The organism is Rickettsia rickettsii (assembly GCF_001951015.1).
In the GTDB taxonomy this organism is placed as follows: Bacteria; Pseudomonadota; Alphaproteobacteria; order Rickettsiales; family Rickettsiaceae; genus Rickettsia; species Rickettsia rickettsii.
The window spans coordinates 451,300-468,619 of sequence record NZ_CP018914.1; the positions used below are offsets into that span (position 1 = coordinate 451,300).

Here is a 17,320-nt window from a genome sequence, read left to right on the forward strand (position 1 = left end):
ACCTTTTTTTCTTTCCACTCTATATTATTTTTAATTATAAAAAAAGGATTTAAGTTAAACGGTACTTAATTATATATTTTTTTATCATTAAAATGGGTTTTAATTACTTTGAGTAAAGAAAGAATGCTTGAATATTCTTCAAGTTGTTCATTTACATTTTTTATCTCATTTAAAGCGCTATTAAAATCTTTCTGCAATAAATACGTTTCAGCAGCTTTATTTTGTTCTAGTGTTTTAAGTAAAATACTGTGTAAAAATCTATAATAATAGTCGTCTAGTTTAGGTATATCAGACATAATAATAAATCATATAATTATTGAGTTCTTAATTTATATATAAATTTTTTAATAATTCAATAATTTTTAACTAGATTTACATATACTTAAGTCTTTATCTATTATGTCGGACTCTATATTTAAACAGTTAAGGATTGAATGAAATACATAATCATGGCTAATTTCGGTATTAGCATAATTTTTAATTGAAGATACTGATTTAGGATATTTGGCTTGAAAATCATCTGATACCCAAACTATAAGAGGTACGGTTATTTGTTCTGCAAGTAGTGGACCGCCGTGACCGTAATAACCATTTTCTCCGAGGGACTCGCCGTGATCAGATACATATAATAAAAATGCATTTTTATCTTTAAGCAAATCTATTAAATTATATAAAAAAAAATCGGTATATAAAATAGAGTTATCATAGCTATTAACTAAAGCAAGCTTATCGCAATCACTTGCATCTCCCTTAACCTTAATAGGACAGGTAGGAGTAAAATACTCAAACTCTTTTGGATATCTCGCATTATAGTTCCAATGGCTGCCGGAAGTGTGAACTACTAAAAATTGTTTCTCTGAGTTTGTTAGTATTTCTTTTATAAAAGGCAATATTTTTTCATCATGATCATTTAAAGAAAATAGGGCAGAGCCGCCCGGTACTATAGTAAAATTAACGTCATTATATATATTACTGAGGTCAAAATTTGCAAAACTCCTCATTAAAGTTTGAGTCCCGATCCAGGTAGTATTAAAGCCAAGATTTGTTAAAATTGATAAAAAGCTGTTCTCTTGTCTACTATTTTCAATTTGACTTGCAGGATAACGTGAAAGTAACGACGGTACGGAAAGATAGGTAAGGTTAGAAGAAGATTTAGCTTTGAAAGAAATTAGGTTTTGAGTAGTCTTTAAGTAAGGAGTCGTATCTCTTTCATAACCGTTAATACCGAAATGATCAAATCTTGCTGATTCTCCTATAACTAAAACACCGATAATATCTTTATCTGACTTATCTATAAAGTTATATTGTTTGCTAATATCTATACATGCATAATTTTTTTCACCGAAATTTCCGGCAAAATTAAGGTAGCTATTATGTAAATACTGAATGGGAAAATAATTTTTTAGTATCTTAAATGAAGGAGTAATAATATTATATACAAAAATAAGTAAGCAAGCGGTAGATAATAGTTTTGTTACGAATGATTTAGAATTTTCGGCGGCAAAAGATTTGAGAGTATAAAAACAGGTCAAAAGGCAAAAAATTATCCATATTATTAACTTAATGCTGGTTAATTCATAAACTTCGTTTAAATCCGTTGAAAAAAAACTACCTATTACTTGTTTAGTAGGATTGATTTTGAAGAAATAAATGTAATAACTAGCAATAGCGGATGTTATAAATAAAAACCCCACGCCGATTTTTAACACTAATCTATGTACGCTAAGACCGAAAAATGCTATAAAAGAAAAGATATAAATATAGCAAAAATCTTTTGATAACTCTAATATCCCTCTAAAGATTGTTGCTTTATAATAATCAAATTTATAAATCAATATTGCGGTATTAAAGAATAAACAATAAATAAAGGCTAAAATCGCTGATAATTTAATTAATTTCGTATCTAAATGTTTCTGAATAGTTTTTAGCATAAATAATAATTAATAAAGTAATTTTTATAACTATCATGATCATAAAAAATCTTCAAGAATTTTATCGGCTTTTAATACCAAATGCTCCGCTTATCGCTATTGATTACGGAAGCAAAAAATTAGGAATCGCATTATCTAATCAAGAACTTAGCATTGCTATGCCCTTAAATACTATAACCGAGATAAATACAAAAATTGTTATTACTGTCTTGCTTAATATCATCGAGAAATATAAAGTTTGCGGTGTTATAATAGGTCTACCGATTGATATGAGCGGAGCAGTAACGGAGCAAACAAATATAGTGATGAAATTTGCTGAAGAGCTAGCAAAATCTATAAACTTGCCTATATATTTACAAGATGAAAGATTAACTACCAAAGCTGCAAATAATTTGCTTAAATCGTTTGGAGTGAAAAGAAAAGACCGTAATAATAACGATGATGCAGTAGCTGCTAGTATGATTCTTGAAACCGTGCTTGATTCTATAAAAAATATTTAATTAGGAAAGCATTGAGGAGTTGTTGTATGGATCGAAAAACCTACTCAATGTCATCCCCGCGAAAGCGGGGATCCAGCAAAATAACTTCAATATTGATATAGAAGTGGCATATTTGACAAAATAAACCTATAAAAACTTGTTTTTATAGGTTTTACTGGATGCCCGCCTACGCGGGAATGACATAAAACGGTCCATGCAACAAAGCCAAGAATAAATTACCTCCTATTTCACTGGGACAAATTTTACTAGCAGAATTTATTGAACCTATGGGGATTAGTCAAAGCAAACTTGCTCGTGATATTTATGTACCCGTTACTAGGATCAATAATATAATTAAGCATCATAGTTCAATTGCAGCTGATACAGCCCTTCGTTTGGGTAAGTATTTTAATATTAATCCTCGTTGGGAATATGCAAGACCAATATGATTTAGAGCTTGCAGAAGATGAAGGTTGGAAAATTACAGAAGATAGAATAAGAACCTTTTCTATGGCAAGTTAATTATGTATAACTCAATATTGTTACGCACTCAAAACACTATTGTAAAGATATATTATTTATGATAGAACCGATTCGGTAAAAATAAATAAAATATACTATGAAAATATTAATTTTAGGTGTTACCGGTATGCTAGGTAATAGCATATTCAGGTTTTTAAGTAGTGATAAAAAATTTGACATTTTTGCGACAGCCCGAAATAATTCAGCTCGTTCTTACTTTTCTAAGGATTTATCCGATAAATTAATTACAAATGTAAATGTTGAGAACCATGATGCGTTAGTTGAGGTATTTAATCAAACAAAACCCGATATAGTAATAAATTGTATAGGGCTTGTAAAACAATTGGCAGATGCTAATGACCCATTAAAAGCATTACCGATAAATAGTTTGTTGCCTCATAGGCTAGCTAATTTATGTAAACTAGCTAATTCAAGGTTAATCCATATTAGTACTGATTGTGTGTTTTCAGGAAAAAAAGGTAATTATAAGGAAAGCGATTTTTCTGACTGTTATGACCTTTACGGTCGTTCAAAATTTCTTGGTGAGGTAGATTATCCGCATGCTATCACATTGCGTACTTCCATTATAGGTCATGAGCTAGCAGGCAATAGAAGTTTAATCAATTGGTTTTTAAGTGCAGAAGGTTCAGTGAAAGGGTTTGAGAAAGCTATTTATTCAGGATTCCCGACAGTAGAGCTTGCAAGAATAATAAGGGATTTTGTGTTACCTAATAAAGAGTTGCACGGGCTTTATCATGTTGCCTCAAAACCGATTAATAAGTTAGAATTGTTAAAATTAGTAGCAGAAATATATAATAAAGACATCGATATTATTGCATCAGATGAGCTTGTAGTAGATCGCTCACTAGATAGCACTCGTTTTAATGAGGTGACGGGATATACGCCTCCTGAATGGCGTGAGCTTGTAAAGCGTATGTGTGAGTTTAAGTAAATTGTCATTGCAAATATAGCCTTGTACACGGAATCCAGCATAAAGTGAGATAAATCGAGCGTTTTATGTTTGTATTTTTTATAACTGGACCCTGTGGACAAGCCACAGGATGGCTACCTTAGAGTGTTTCTCGATTGACACAATGACAGAATGAATAATAACAAAATAGGTATTTATATATAATGTTTGTAGATAAAACTTTAATGATTACAGGAGGCACCGGTTCGTTTGGTAATGCGGTGCTTTCTCGTTTTCTTAAATCCGGTATTATTAACGATATTAAGGAAATTCGTATTTTCAGTAGAGATGAAAAAAAGCAAGAGGATATGCGTATTGCTTTAAATAATCCGAAACTTAAATTCTATATCGGGGACGTACGCAATTATAAAAGTATTGATGAGGCAATGCATGGTGTAAATTATGTATTCCATGCCGCTGCTTTAAAGCAGGTTCCAACTTGTGAATTTTATCCTATGGAAGCAATAAATACTAACGTCTTAGGTACTGAAAATGTTTTAAGTGCTGCTATTAATAACAAAGTTACAAAAGTGATTGTACTAAGTACCGATAAGGCTGTATATCCAATTAATGCAATGGGATTATCTAAAGCATTAATGGAAAAGTTAGCCATAGCAAAAGCACGTATGCGTTCTCCAGGTGAGACTGTGCTGTGCGTTACTAGATACGGTAACGTTATGGCTTCTAGAGGTTCGGTCATTCCTCTTTTTATCAATCAAATAAAACAAGGTAAGGAATTAACCATCACAGAACCGTCAATGACACGTTTTTTAATGTCGCTTGTAGATTCGGTGGATTTAGTTTTATATGCGTTTGAGCATGGTAATCAGGGTGATATTTTCGTACAAAAATCTCCGGCAAGCACAATTGAAGTACTCGCAAAAGCGTTACAAGATATATTCAATAGTAAAAATGAAATACGTTTTATCGGTACACGTCACGGCGAAAAACATTACGAATCATTAGTATCATCAGAAGAAATGGCAAAAGCTGATGATTTAAGGGATTATTACCGTATTCCTATGGACGGGCGCGATCTTAATTATGCAAAATATTTTGTTGAAGGTGAAAAGAAAGTAGCACTTTTAGAGGATTACACTTCCCATAATACAAAACGTTTAAATTTAGAAGAAGTAAAAGAGTTATTACTGACTCTTGATTACGTACAAGAGGAGCTAAAAAATGCTTAAGGTAATGACGATTGTTGGTACTCGTCCTGAACTTATTAAACTATGCTGCGTGATTTCTGAGTTTGATAAATATACTCATCACATCCTAGTTCACACCGGTCAAAATTATGCATATGAATTACATCAGGTGTTTTTTGATGATATGGGAATTAGAAAACCCGATTATTTCTTAGAAGTAGCAGCAGATAATACGGCAAAATCTATCGGGCTTATTATCGAAAAAGTTGATGCAGTACTTGAGAAAGAAAAGCCCGACGCCGTTTTATTTTACGGTGATACTAATTCATGTTTATCGGCAATTGCCGCTAAACGCCGTAAAATTCCAATTTTTCATATGGAAGCAGGAAATCGTTGTTTTGATCAGCGTGTACCTGAAGAAATAAACCGTAAAATCATTGATCATATTAGTGACGTTAACATTACGTTAACCGAGCATGCAAGACGTTATTTAATTTTTGAAGGTTTACCGCCTGAGCTTATTTTTAAATCAGGTTCACATATGCCTGAGGTCCTTGATCGCTTTATGTCTAAAATATTAAAGTCTGATATTTTAGATAAATTGTCACTTACCACAAAGCAATATTTCTTAATTAGCTCACATCGTGAGGAAAATGTTGATGTCAAAAATAATCTGAAAGAATTATTAAGTAGTTTACAAACGCTTATTAAAGAGTATAATTTTCCTGTAATCTTCTCAACACATCCAAGGACTAAAAAAAGGCTTGAGGATTTAGAGGAGTTTAAAGAACTTGGCGATAAAATAAGATTTTTGCCAGCCTTCGGGTTTACGGACTACGTTAAACTTCAGATGAATGCATTTTGTATTTTATCCGATAGCGGTACTATCACTGAAGAGGCATCTATACTTAATTTACCTGCTTTAAATATTCGAGAAGCACATGAACGTCCTGAAGGTATGGACGCCGGAACACTTATTATGTCGGGTTTTAAGGCTGAACGGGTACTACAATCGGTGAAAGCTATTACGGAAGAACACGAGAATAATAAACGCTTGCAAGATATCGTGCCGGATTATGCAGACGCAGGACTTGTATCAAAGAAAATATTACGTATAGTTTTAAGTTATGTGGATTATGTTAACCATACAGTATGGTTTAAAAAGTAATCCTATTCATTATTATCATATCAAAAACATGAAATTTTTTAAATTAATAAAACTTAACACTTTATTTTTAAGTGTTTTTTTACTAATAACTCTTATATCTTCTTTTTGCTATTCCAAAGAAAATTCTTATAAAAAAATAGTTTTCCTTGTTAGTACAGAGACATTCGGCGGCAAAGGCGTATACGCAATGTATAATGAGATGAAAAAAATAGGTCACGATGTCAAAATTGTAATAGTACCTCATCCTCATCCCAATATTCAAGGAGGAATAGATACCGGGTTTATTAGTAAATTTGATGCACAAGATGTGATATATCCATGCGGTAAGTATGCTTCTTATTCAAATGTTAATACAAAATGTGAAATTTCTGAACTAAAAAATTATCAGCCGGATTTTATCTTTACGCAAAATCCTTACGAAAATTTTCAAGGCTATATATCAGAACCTTTTACGGCTGCTAATTTGTATAAGAGCTTTAGAGGCACTAAAACAAAAATTATGTATATAGTCTATGGTCCTCATATCTTTCATCAAAAAAATATTGATGATGATAAGTTATCAAGTTGCATAGAGACGGTATTTGTTGATTCAGAAAGTACAAAGGATATCTTTACTAGTCATTATAAATTTCCTAAGGATAGAGTTATTGTTTCAGGTTATCAACCATACTATGAAGTAAGAAATTATAATCTTAAAGAAAAACCAAACTCGGAAACCATTTTATGGCTTCCTAGATGGGAATTATCATTTAAAAATAGAGATTTATATGAAGGAGGTTCTACTTTCTTAAATTATCACTATTTTTTCTATAATTATGCATTACAACATCCTAATATTCATTTTATTATAAGACCGCATGTAACACTATTTACCTATGCAGTCGGTAAAAATTACTTAAGCCAAAGTGATATGGATAATATATTAAGTAGATTTAACTCTTTAAAGAATGTTACTATTTCTGCACATGCATTCAGGTCGTTACTGGATGATATAATGGTGTCAGATATTGTAATAAGTGACGGTACTTCATCTCTTGCTGAAGTAGTAGTTGCCGATAAGCCTATAATTTACTTAAGTAATGGTTGGAATAATGAATTTAATAGCAATGCTCTATCTAAAGAATTAAAAAAATATATGTATTTTGCTTATGAGCCGCAAGATATTATTAACTATATAGAATTTATTAAGCAAAATCATTATTTACCTTATTATGAAAATAGTAGTGGCAGAAATCAATTTAAAAAGATGCTTGATCCTGTAGAAAACCCTGCTGCATTTATCGCCGAATATTTATTAAAATTATAATAGTTTAAATAATTTATGTTAGAAGAAATTTATAATGATGGAGAAAGATTGATTCTTAGGGAAACTTATGATGTTTTAGAGGTAATGCGTCATAAAAGTAGCTATAAGATTTTTAAAAAAATTATAGAAGCCGATATACTTAATAGCCCATTAATGCTAAATCAAAAAATAAAAATTTTAGATATAGGTTGTGGAACGGGACACGGAACTTTCATGCTTAGTGATATATTAGGAGTAGAAATTACAGCAATAGATATCAGTAAAGAATCTATAATTTATGCTGAACAAAATTGTGGAGCATCTAATATACAATATATTAAATCTGATTTAGTTAGTTTTATTAAAAAGGCAGAAGAATATGATTATATTGTATCACGACATGCACTTGAGCATATTGAAGATGGGTTAAATCTAGCACTTAATCTTAAATATAAAAAACGATTAATAGTAAATGTACCTTTTAATGAACAGGAAGGGAATATACATCATTTAGTTAATTGAATTACTGAAAAAGACTTTGAATCATATCCGAACAAAGAATTTTTCTATGAAGGAGTAGATGGTGTAACTAACGACACGCATTCTGAAAAAATCCTCCTAATTCTATAATCTGTATATCTAGTAACTCAGATTTAAAGCCTATAAAACAATTATTTAACTATCCAATCTCAGCTTGGACTCTAGAATTTTAGAAAAGCTAGGTTTGCAATCCCAAGATATATTAAAACAATTGCTGCAAACTAGAGATGCATTTAAAAATAGCGAAGAGAAACACTAAATTAAAATAATACTGTAACAGAGCTAAATAATGCTTTAGAAGAAATAAAAATTTTAAAATAAACTAATTATTAGTGAAGAAGAAAAATCTATTTTTCTAAAACTCTATAGAAAATTTAAACAATAAAACTAACATTTTATAAATTATTTTTAAAAGTTATGACAAATAGCAAAGATAAACCTCTAAATATTTATCATACTTTAGTTTCCATTATTATACCTGTCTATAATGGGGCTAATTATATGAAAGAAGCTATAAATAGTGCTTTAGCACAAACTTACAAAAATATTGAAATTATTGTTGTTAATGATGGTTCAAAAGATAATGGAGAGACAGAACGTGTAGCATTATCATATGGTGATAAAATACGCTATTTTCATAAAGAAAACGGAGGTTGCGGTTCGGCCTTAAATTACGGTATAAAACACATGCAAGGGGAATATTTTTCGTGGCTTAGCCATGATGATATATATTATCCTAATAAAATCGAGCATCAAGTTGAAATATTAAATAAATTAGATAATAAAGATACTATCATTTACGGTGGTTATGAATTAATCGATGAAAAAGGCAACTCTCTACGTTATATTAAACCGGATAGTGTGCTACCTATAAATAAACTTAATATTTCTTTATTACCTTTATTACGAGGATTAATACATGGTTGTTCGTTATTGATTCCTGCTAAATATTTTCATGAAGTCGGTATATTTAATGAGGCTTTACCGACAACGCAAGATTATGATTTATGGTTTAAAATTTTCCGTGTTGCTCCTATTCATTTTGACGAATCTATCCTAATTAAATCTCGTTTTCATTCAGAGCAAGGTAGTAAAAAAATATCAAATCATAACGAAGAATGTAATGTATTATGGTCATCGTTTCTTCACGAGTTAACAGAAGAAGAAATGATCAAAATGGAAGGTTCTCCTTATTTATTTTTAACTCGTACAGCTACTTTTTTATCCAATAATACTCCGTATAAAAAAGCCTGTGATTTAGCAAATACTATGGCTAAACAAGTACTAAATGATACTAAAATTAGTGTTATTATACCGGTATATAATAGAATAAATTGGGCAATTGAAGCTATAGAAAGTGTACTTATTCAAACACACAAAAATTTTGAGATACTTATAATAGATGATGGGTCGACTGATGATATATCAGAATTAACTGCAATATGCAAAAAAGATAAAAGAATAAAATATTTTCATAAAAAAAATGAAGGACCTGCTGCTGCACGTAACTTAGGTATTAAAAATGCTATAGGAAAATATATTGCTTTCCTTGATTCAGACGATTTATTTTATAAGGATAAAATAGAAATCCAATTAAAGTTTATGGAAGAAAATAATTTTATATTTTCTCATACTTCATATCAAAAAATAAATGAAAAAGGAAAATATATCGAATCTGTTCATTCCGGGCTTTTTAGTGGCAATGTTTTTCCTCAAGTCATACAAACTTGTCCAATAGCAATGCCGACAGTTATGGGCACTTTGACATTATTTCAAGAAAATTTATTTCCTGAAAATATAAGAAGCGGTGAAGATTGTTGTTTATGGATATCTATTGCTAGTAAAAACTCAATAGGCGGTATAGACAAAGAATTGTCTAAAGTACGAATTAGCGGTGGTACTAATACGTTTATGGACCCAAATAAATATTCAGTAGGTTTAATAAATATTACTTCTTATGTTCTTAATGATTCTTATTTAAGTAAATTTAGTCCGTTTACTATTAATTTGTTATTAGCAGCTGTTACACAATTAAGATTACTAGAAAATAAAAATGAAGACTATAAAAAAAGTAATATTTCTTTTTTCAAAAATAACTATGTAATTCAAAAAATACGAACCTATTGCTTTGTGACAAAAATTTTGATTTTATTAACTATTACTTCTATAAGGCAAGAAGGAATACGTGCAACAATCTCTAGAATACAGAGATGGCTTAAAAAGCATATATAAATAACTATTCCTCAAGTATCTTAACTTTTGAGCCATCACCAATTTTAGTCATACCTTCGGTAACGACTAAGTCACCTGCTTTAATATCGTCAGAGATAATTTCAATTAGACCTTCTGTACGTGTACCGATTTTTACATATAATTGTTTTATCGTATAACCGTCTATTTTATAAATAAAATTACCTTGATTATTGCGTTGAATACAACTTGCAGGAACGGTTAGGTTTTTATGAGGGTTAATTATAAGCATAACATCTACAAAGCTATTATGCAGGATTTTTGTACCCATAGGTACAATAATTTTAGCTGTTAAAGTACCATTATCTGATAAGTAATGCGATATTGCCCCGATTGTACTTTTAATTTTTCCTGCAATTAAAACTTCAGTATCGACGCCAACTTTTCCGCTTAAAGACTCCGGTAATTCAATAAAAATACTTTGTGAGTTTTCTGTTCCGGTAATGCTAAAAAGATAGTCACCTCTTTTTACTTCATCGCCGACCATAGACTTAATTACGCCTATTTTACCAGAGTAGGGTGCAGTAATTATCATATCATTATATGTTTTTAGAGCTTTGGAATAATTAAATTTTGCATCTTCAAGTTCGCTTTTTGACCTTTTATATTCCTCGTTGCTTACAAATTTTTTAGCGAATAAAGCTGCTTTTCTATTATAATCTTCTTGTTTTGTATTTAATAACGCTGCTGCTCTAGATTTAGTGGTTTCTGCTATGTTTTTATCTATAACTAGCAATATATCCCCTTTTTTTACTATTTCTCCTTGATGTGCTGAGACTTGTTCAACTACTCCGGTGGCATTGGCATAATAATCACGACTATTATCATTCTGGCATTGTCCTACAATATTAAATATGTCGTAAAGCTCAGCAATTTGTACTTTAGTTGCTTTTACTGCTGTAATTGTTTCTTCTTCCTTTTTACTTGCCATAGTAGAAAGCGAGATAAGTAAGGTAAAAAGAACAATAAGTTTTGCAGACATCATATATTATACTCTAAGGTGCATACTTTGTCATCTAGTAGTTTGTCCACGGCATCTAGGAAAAGCAACTAAAAGTGTATGTTATTGTGACATTTTTAGCTGGATACTGTGGACAAACTACTAGATGACAAAGTATGCTTTTTCAGTTCCTCATCCGTTAACCATTTATATTCTTTTTCTAGAATTTCAAATCTAATTTTTTCTAATTGTGCATCAAGAACAGGTTCAGGAACGATAGCAGAACCGGTAAACTCAAATCCTTGATAGTTAATTTTTAGTTTCTTACAAATTTCTTGTAATGATAATAAATTTTCTTCCATATCATCGATAAATATTATTGATTGTGGATAATAACTTGTTTTTCGTAATACATACTCAAGCATGCTTCCTTTATCATATTCCGCAGTGTAAATTATTCCGTCTTTTAATGTAGGTTTACCGTAACCGGCATTAAAATCTTCTATTATTATCTCATCTTTTAAAGGTGAAAATTCTTGAAAATTTACCTTTAATGCAGTGAGTTCACGAATTCTCCATTCGATCATATCTTCAATTACGCCGAATTTACCGGTAGGAAGTTTAGTAAGACCCATTGCCGGTACATTTTTTTCTATAAGTAGAGCAAATATCGTTAAGATATCTGGGTTAACAAATCTAGCTTTCCTATCTTTAAGAACAATACTAAGTAATAATTCACATTCTTTTCTAGTAAGTCTTTTTTCAATGTTCTTCATTAATTCTTTTCTATAATCATGTGTTAACCTAGATTCATCACTATCCATTACAATTACTTCATCTACATCAAAAAACACCAAGCTAGTATTATCGGCTTGTTTTACCGCTTCTATAACTTCTTTAAAATCATGAACTTTATTTATGTTGCTATACATATTTATTGTTTATTTAATATTACTTAAGAGTCTAATTACTTCTTCTAAGGAATTTGTCATTACCTTTAAATCTTCTTCTCTAGATAAATTATGGTGACCGTCTTTAATTAGCTTCATTACTATTTGTTTGCTCGTTATTGTTTCTAATAATTTTACTGAAACATTATAAGGCACGTCTTCATCTAACATCCCATGAATGAGATGTACCGGTATATTTATATCAATCTGTTTCTTTGTCAATAATAAATGTTTTTTTGCATCTTCTATCAGTTTATAGCTTATATGATATTTATGTTCACAATTTTTACCGCTTACTTCTAGTATTCCCTCTTTTTGCATCTTATTTTGATCATTTAGAGATATATTTTGCCAAATATTTTCAGTACAATCTGGAGCAGGGGCTACACACACAAGTCCCTTTATTTTATCAGGAAATCTTAAAGCCGCAAGAAGTGCTAGCCATCCTCCTATGCTCGAACCTACTAATATCGCCTCCGTATTAATTAATTTATCTAAAATTAGTGATACTCCTTCTAACCAATCACTAATTGTTTGATCCTTAAATTGTCCTGATGCGTTTCCATGGCCGAAATTATCAAAAACAATAAAATTATAATTGTTTTTTTTACAATAATCTATTAAATAGATAGCCTTAGTTGATTGCATACTAGACATCAAGCCGTGTAAAAAAATTACAGATGGAATATTTGTATTAATTATTCTATAATTATCATAGACAATAAATTTGTCTTGTGTTTTATTATAAAGCTTGTGCATTTTAAATAATTATTTTAATAGATTGAGATTTAATGCCTTCATTAAAGTCAAGTAAACGATACAATAAATATACTATTTTGCAAGTAGTGCCTGCTCTAGTTTCGGGAGGAGTTGAAAGAGGTACTATAGAAGTTGCAAAATATCTTAAAATTCTCGGTCATACTCCTATAATAATTTCAGCAGGCGGTACTCTAGTTAAAGAGTTAGATAAGGAAGATATATTGCATATTGAAATGAATAGTAACAGTAAAAATCCTTTTGTAATTCTGAATAATGCAAAATTGATAGCAGAAATAATCAAAAAATATAATGTTGATATAGTTCATACAAGATCAAGAGCACCGGCATGGAGTTCATATCTAGCAACAAAATGGACAAATGCTAAATTTTTGACTACCTTTCATGGGGTTTATAATATTCCGAATAGTTTTAAAAAATATTATAATAGCATAATGCTAAAAGGCAAGAAAGTTGTTGCCGTGTCTAATTTTGTAAAACAACACTTGCTCGAAAACTATAAAATTGATGAAGATAAAATAGTAGTAATTGAGCGTGGAGTGAATTGTGATTATTTCGATCCCGCAAATTTAACGCCGGAAAAACTTGAAAAATGTTGTGATAAATATGATGTACCGAGTAACGTGCCGATAATATTAATGCCTTCTAGGATGACAAGTTGGAAAGGACATCTTGTTCTAGTAGAAGCATTAAGTAAATTAAAACATAGAGACTTTTATTGTTTAATGGTCGGTGATATATCTAGACATCCCAATTTTACTAATAGAGTAAAAGAGCTTATAGCTAATCTAAAACTTCAAAATAAAATTCAAATTTTTGGTAATGATTCGGATATAATAAACCTATATGGGATTTCCGATATTATCATTTCTGCCTCAATCGAGCCTGAAGCTTTCGGGCGTACTATTATAGAAGGGCAGGCGATGAAGAAGCTTGTTATTGCAACTAATATCGGCGGGGCAGTAGAGACAATAAAGAATAATATAACCGGTTTCCACGTAGAACCAAATAATGCCGAAGCGTTAGCACAGAAAATCGATTATTGTTTCTCGATTTTAGGTACTGATCTTGCTAAGAAAATCCAAGAAGCGGCACGACATACGGTAATTAATAATTTCTCTCTTGATCTGATGCTAAGAAAAAACCTTGAAATCTATAAAGAAATCTTAAAAAACTCCCATAATTGAACATCTAGATTTAGTATATACTCATGATAAATGAAAAGTAGTCAAGTATATAGGGTTGAATAGAATAGCTATTCTCCTAATAATTTTATTTCAGCATACAAATCTTCAAGATTTATACTGATCATAAAAATTATTATAGTCATGAGATTTACCGTCATGATGCACTACAAGCATTAAAGTTTCCGGTAAAAATTCTTTTAAAGCTTGTTATGCATTTTCTATAGATATTTTATCAAGATTAGCAAATACCTCGTCTAAAATTAATATTTTAGGGTTTGAAATTATAGCTTCAATGATTCCAATTTTTTTCTTTTGACTGCCACTTGGTGCATTTATTACATCATAATTTTTATCACTTAAGTGCTTAATTAATGTACCTAGATCTAATTTTATAATTAGTGTGTTAATTTTTTCTTCTAATAATTGCTTATTACTTTTAATGATTGATTGATCAAGGTCGGAGGTTATTATTTCAAATAAAGTAGATTAAACCGGTATGTAACTATTCTGATCAATAAATATTATTTTTGGATTTTGATAATGGGTAGGTATGGAAATTTCACCAACGCTATGGCATGGATCAGCAATACAATTGACTAAACTCTTTAAAAAAGTAGTCTTGCCTTTTCCTGAGGAAGCTGAAAGAAGATCATGTGCTCCTAGTTTGAATACTAATTTTTCAAAACTCAAAATAGTTCTTTCTTCTATAATTAGGTTATAATCAGAAATTACAAGTTCATCGTTTGTATCATTAGTAGACCATGTTATTCCTTTTGTATTCTCAGAAGAAATTGCTTCTATTAATTTTGTAATTCTCGCTTGTTATATAACTGCTCCACTAAAGATTATTTTTAATGAGGAACTTGTTAAGAATGATTTTAAGGTTTCAAGCCAAGGATTAAGTAGTAGAGCTTGCTCAGGCGTAATCTCTCCATTTTTTACTTTATAAATATAGTAAAGTGATTTTATGAATTTATCGGAGATATCTAGTATAGTAGTTATAGTATTTTTTGTGCTATCTAAAAACAACATTTTCTTTGATATGTCTTTTTTAGCTTTAAGTTGTTTGGCATATTGATTTTGTACAAATTGAGCAGAATCAGTTAACAAGATATTTGAAGTATTAGAGGATATATTTCTTACTATAGAAGCTGTATTTTCGTTAATTTCCTCTGGCTTCTTACCTGTAAGAAATATTCAGTTGATATAATATATTTAAAAATCCTTCCTTAATATTGTCAAACGCATTAAATATAATAGCTCCTGGAACTAAATTCATTATATCTTGCAATGCAATAAGCTGTATAATTTTTTGAGTGGTTAAATTCTCTAATTGTAAAATTCCAATAGTGAAAGTATTATTAAGATCATTAAATAAATTATTAGTAATAGCTTCTATATTCTTTAATCCTAAGATTTTACTTTTATATTCCTAGTTTAGTAACAGTTCTAAAGTTTTTTGTTCGATTAAATCTTGCGTATTTTGTGTTAAAGAAACTTTATATGATTGGAATAGTGTGCTTATTATATTTTTTCCACACCATAAAATACTGATTTTTGCTCCTTGAGAAACAAGAGCTCCTATATCAGCATTAGGGTCCTGTATGAGTAAGGTTAATGCAATTAATAATTGCCATCATTTTCGGTTTTGAATCATTTTTAAAATTGTTAGAAAGTATATTAGGATCAATTACCCTAATATTAGGAGTTAAGTTTATCTGAATTTCTTTTAAATTTTCCTGATAATTTAAGAAATCAGTCCCATAATATGCTAAGCCTACTATTGCAGCTGTAGAAGTTAAATAAATTGGTACTGAATAATTAGGAAAAGTTGTGATGAGATTTGTAGTAATAGGGTAGATTAAACTTCCTTTAAATGTAGCAGAAGTAAGATAATGTTTCTGAAAATACCCTTCGGTTATTAAGATTTCACCAGCAAGAGTTGCCGAAACAAAAAGACTGCTTCCTGTTGTCCCATTTACAATAAAACCAATTATACCACTAATTATTAAATGCGTTCCATATGCTAACTTTTTGGAAAAGGTAGAAGCAGCATTATTTTTATTAAAAATAGATATCGTTATTGTGAGTGGGTGGTGTTATGTGTATCGAAAAAGGCACTCAGTGTTATACCGTGGTTTGACCACGGTATCCAAAAACAATTGAAAAACTGATCCACGCAGCAATACCTTTTGAGCGATTGAAAGTAGCGTGGCACTCCATAAAAATACTAAAAATTAGCATTTTTATACTTCCTTGCTTCGTCAAAAATTACAGTTTTTCTTAGCTCAGACGTTAAATTCTTAACTAATCTATCTTTACTAAAAGCTGCCGAATTAGGTGATAAGTTGTATTATAGTATAAAGAAAAAATGTAGGTGTAGGGAAGAAAGTAAAAAGGCAGATAAATAAAACCTGCCTTTTTATAATTGTTAACGAGAATATAACTCGATTACTAAATGCACTTCTGCTTCAAAAGGATATGGGACATCAGAAAGAGCAGGAACTCTTAAATATTTACCGGTTAATGAAGGTACATCAAATGATAAATACCCCGGTGTTGTTTGACCTTGTTTTGAAACGGATTCTTGGATAAGCGGTATTTGTTTTACGGATTCTTTAACTTCTATAACATCGCCTGCCTTTAGTCGTATGCTTGCGATATCGGCTTTCTTACCGTTTAATTTAATATGTCCGTGTGAAACTAACTGTCGTGCAGCAAAAATAGTTGGAGCTATATTCATTCTATAAACTACCGTATCAAGTCTACTTTCAAGTAACCCAATGAAATTTTCACCGGTATTACCTTTCATTTTTTGAGCAAGTGCAAAAATATTTCTAAATTGTTTTTCAGTGACACGACCGTAGTGGCATTTCAATCTTTGCTTAGCTTTTAAATGTAACCCATAATCTGAAGTTTTAATCATGGTATTCTGCCCATGTTGCCCGGGACGATAATTTCGTGTATTGAAAGCATCCTTGCTATCACCCCATAGACTTACTCCAAGTCTTCTACTAGCTTTATATTTAGAACGAACAATTTTTGTCACTGATAATATCCTTAACTTATTATTTATTATTTGAATTACAAAAAAATATATACATTTCTTGCCTCAAAGTCAATAATTGATTTTTAACCTAAAACTTTTTATATTTAATTAAAAAATATTTCAT

19 protein-coding genes are annotated in these 17,320 nt (G+C 30.4%); 10 read left to right on the forward strand and 9 right to left on the reverse strand.

Features of this window, described 5'->3' with window-relative positions; genetic code table 11:
* Positions 1-65: 65 nt before the first annotated feature.
* Positions 66-296, reverse strand: coding sequence for a hypothetical protein (locus tag BTU51_RS02595; protein ID WP_012150654.1), 231 nt, complete (start codon positions 294-296; stop codon positions 66-68).
* Positions 297-362: 66 nt separating this feature from the next.
* Positions 363-1,931, reverse strand: a complete 1,569-nt coding sequence (locus tag BTU51_RS02600) for a phosphoethanolamine transferase (protein WP_012150655.1) — start codon at positions 1,929-1,931, stop codon at positions 363-365.
* Between the two features lie 35 nt (positions 1,932-1,966).
* Between BTU51_RS02600 and ruvX the strand changes: the two genes are divergently transcribed.
* The 9 genes from ruvX to BTU51_RS02640 all read left to right on the forward strand — a co-directional run bounded on the left by ruvX (position 1,967) and on the right by BTU51_RS02640 (position 10,275).
* Positions 1,967-2,431: a Holliday junction resolvase RuvX gene (gene ruvX, locus BTU51_RS02605; RefSeq protein ID WP_012150656.1), complete on the forward strand. Its 465-nt coding sequence runs from the start codon at positions 1,967-1,969 to the stop codon at positions 2,429-2,431.
* A gap of 266 nt (positions 2,432-2,697) precedes the next feature.
* Positions 2,698-2,859 carry a helix-turn-helix transcriptional regulator gene (locus tag BTU51_RS02610; RefSeq protein ID WP_012150657.1) on the forward strand — a complete coding sequence of 54 codons (162 nt, stop codon included), beginning with the start codon at positions 2,698-2,700 and terminating at the stop codon, positions 2,857-2,859.
* Positions 2,843-2,932, forward strand: coding sequence for a hypothetical protein (locus tag BTU51_RS08790; protein WP_012150658.1), 90 nt, complete (start codon positions 2,843-2,845; stop codon positions 2,930-2,932). Before BTU51_RS02610 ends, BTU51_RS08790 begins: the two co-directional genes overlap by 17 nt.
* 97 nt (positions 2,933-3,029) lie before the next feature.
* The gene (locus BTU51_RS02615) at positions 3,030-3,884 is read left to right on the forward strand and encodes a dTDP-4-dehydrorhamnose reductase family protein (RefSeq protein WP_012150659.1); all 855 of its coding nucleotides are present in this window, start codon (positions 3,030-3,032) and stop codon (positions 3,882-3,884) included.
* Between the two features lie 182 nt (positions 3,885-4,066).
* Positions 4,067-5,092, forward strand: coding sequence for a UDP-glucose 4-epimerase (capD, locus tag BTU51_RS02620; protein ID WP_012262324.1), 1,026 nt, complete (start codon positions 4,067-4,069; stop codon positions 5,090-5,092).
* Positions 5,085-6,218, forward strand: coding sequence for a non-hydrolyzing UDP-N-acetylglucosamine 2-epimerase (gene wecB / locus BTU51_RS02625; RefSeq protein WP_012150661.1), 1,134 nt, complete (start codon positions 5,085-5,087; stop codon positions 6,216-6,218). The genes capD and wecB overlap by 8 nt, the downstream gene beginning before the upstream one ends.
* Positions 6,178-7,524, forward strand: a complete 1,347-nt coding sequence (locus BTU51_RS02630) for a hypothetical protein (protein ID WP_041472429.1) — start codon at positions 6,178-6,180, stop codon at positions 7,522-7,524. The genes wecB and BTU51_RS02630 overlap by 41 nt, the downstream gene beginning before the upstream one ends.
* 15 nt (positions 7,525-7,539) lie before the next feature.
* Positions 7,540-8,025, forward strand: coding sequence for a class I SAM-dependent methyltransferase (locus tag BTU51_RS02635; protein ID WP_012150663.1), 486 nt, complete (start codon positions 7,540-7,542; stop codon positions 8,023-8,025).
* A gap of 435 nt (positions 8,026-8,460) precedes the next feature.
* A complete protein-coding gene (locus tag BTU51_RS02640; protein WP_012262327.1) occupies positions 8,461-10,275 on the forward strand; it encodes a glycosyltransferase family 2 protein in 1,815 nt (604 codons plus the stop codon).
* 4 nt (positions 10,276-10,279) lie between these two features.
* Here the strand turns inward: BTU51_RS02640 and BTU51_RS02645 are convergent, their stop codons facing one another.
* The 3 genes from BTU51_RS02645 to BTU51_RS02655 form a co-directional block, all read right to left on the reverse strand.
* A complete protein-coding gene (locus tag BTU51_RS02645) occupies positions 10,280-11,278 on the reverse strand; it encodes an efflux RND transporter periplasmic adaptor subunit (protein WP_012150665.1) in 999 nt (332 codons plus the stop codon).
* A gap of 92 nt (positions 11,279-11,370) precedes the next feature.
* Positions 11,371-12,165, reverse strand: a complete 795-nt coding sequence (locus BTU51_RS02650) for a DUF2608 domain-containing protein (RefSeq protein WP_012150666.1) — start codon at positions 12,163-12,165, stop codon at positions 11,371-11,373.
* 9 nt (positions 12,166-12,174) lie between these two features.
* Positions 12,175-12,942, reverse strand: a complete 768-nt coding sequence (locus tag BTU51_RS02655; protein ID WP_012150667.1) for an alpha/beta hydrolase — start codon at positions 12,940-12,942, stop codon at positions 12,175-12,177.
* Between the two features lie 32 nt (positions 12,943-12,974).
* Between BTU51_RS02655 and BTU51_RS02660 the strand changes: the two genes are divergently transcribed.
* A complete protein-coding gene (locus tag BTU51_RS02660; RefSeq protein WP_012150668.1) occupies positions 12,975-14,147 on the forward strand; it encodes a glycosyltransferase family 4 protein in 1,173 nt (390 codons plus the stop codon).
* 207 nt (positions 14,148-14,354) lie between these two features.
* Here the strand turns inward: BTU51_RS02660 and BTU51_RS10150 are convergent, their stop codons facing one another.
* The 4 genes from BTU51_RS10150 to rpsD form a co-directional block, all read right to left on the reverse strand.
* The gene (locus BTU51_RS10150) at positions 14,355-14,618 is read right to left on the reverse strand and encodes an ATP-binding cassette domain-containing protein (RefSeq protein ID WP_410526367.1); all 264 of its coding nucleotides are present in this window, start codon (positions 14,616-14,618) and stop codon (positions 14,355-14,357) included.
* 15 nt (positions 14,619-14,633) lie between these two features.
* A complete protein-coding gene (locus BTU51_RS02670) occupies positions 14,634-14,837 on the reverse strand; it encodes a hypothetical protein (protein WP_012150669.1) in 204 nt (67 codons plus the stop codon).
* A 132-nt stretch (positions 14,838-14,969) separates the two neighbouring features.
* The gene (locus tag BTU51_RS02675; RefSeq protein ID WP_012150670.1) at positions 14,970-15,257 is read right to left on the reverse strand and encodes a hypothetical protein; all 288 of its coding nucleotides are present in this window, start codon (positions 15,255-15,257) and stop codon (positions 14,970-14,972) included.
* 1,321 nt (positions 15,258-16,578) lie between these two features.
* On the reverse strand, positions 16,579-17,196 hold the full coding sequence (rpsD, locus tag BTU51_RS02690) for a 30S ribosomal protein S4 (RefSeq protein ID WP_010977111.1): 618 nt from the start codon (positions 17,194-17,196) through the stop codon (positions 16,579-16,581).
* Positions 17,197-17,320 lie beyond the last annotated feature (124 nt).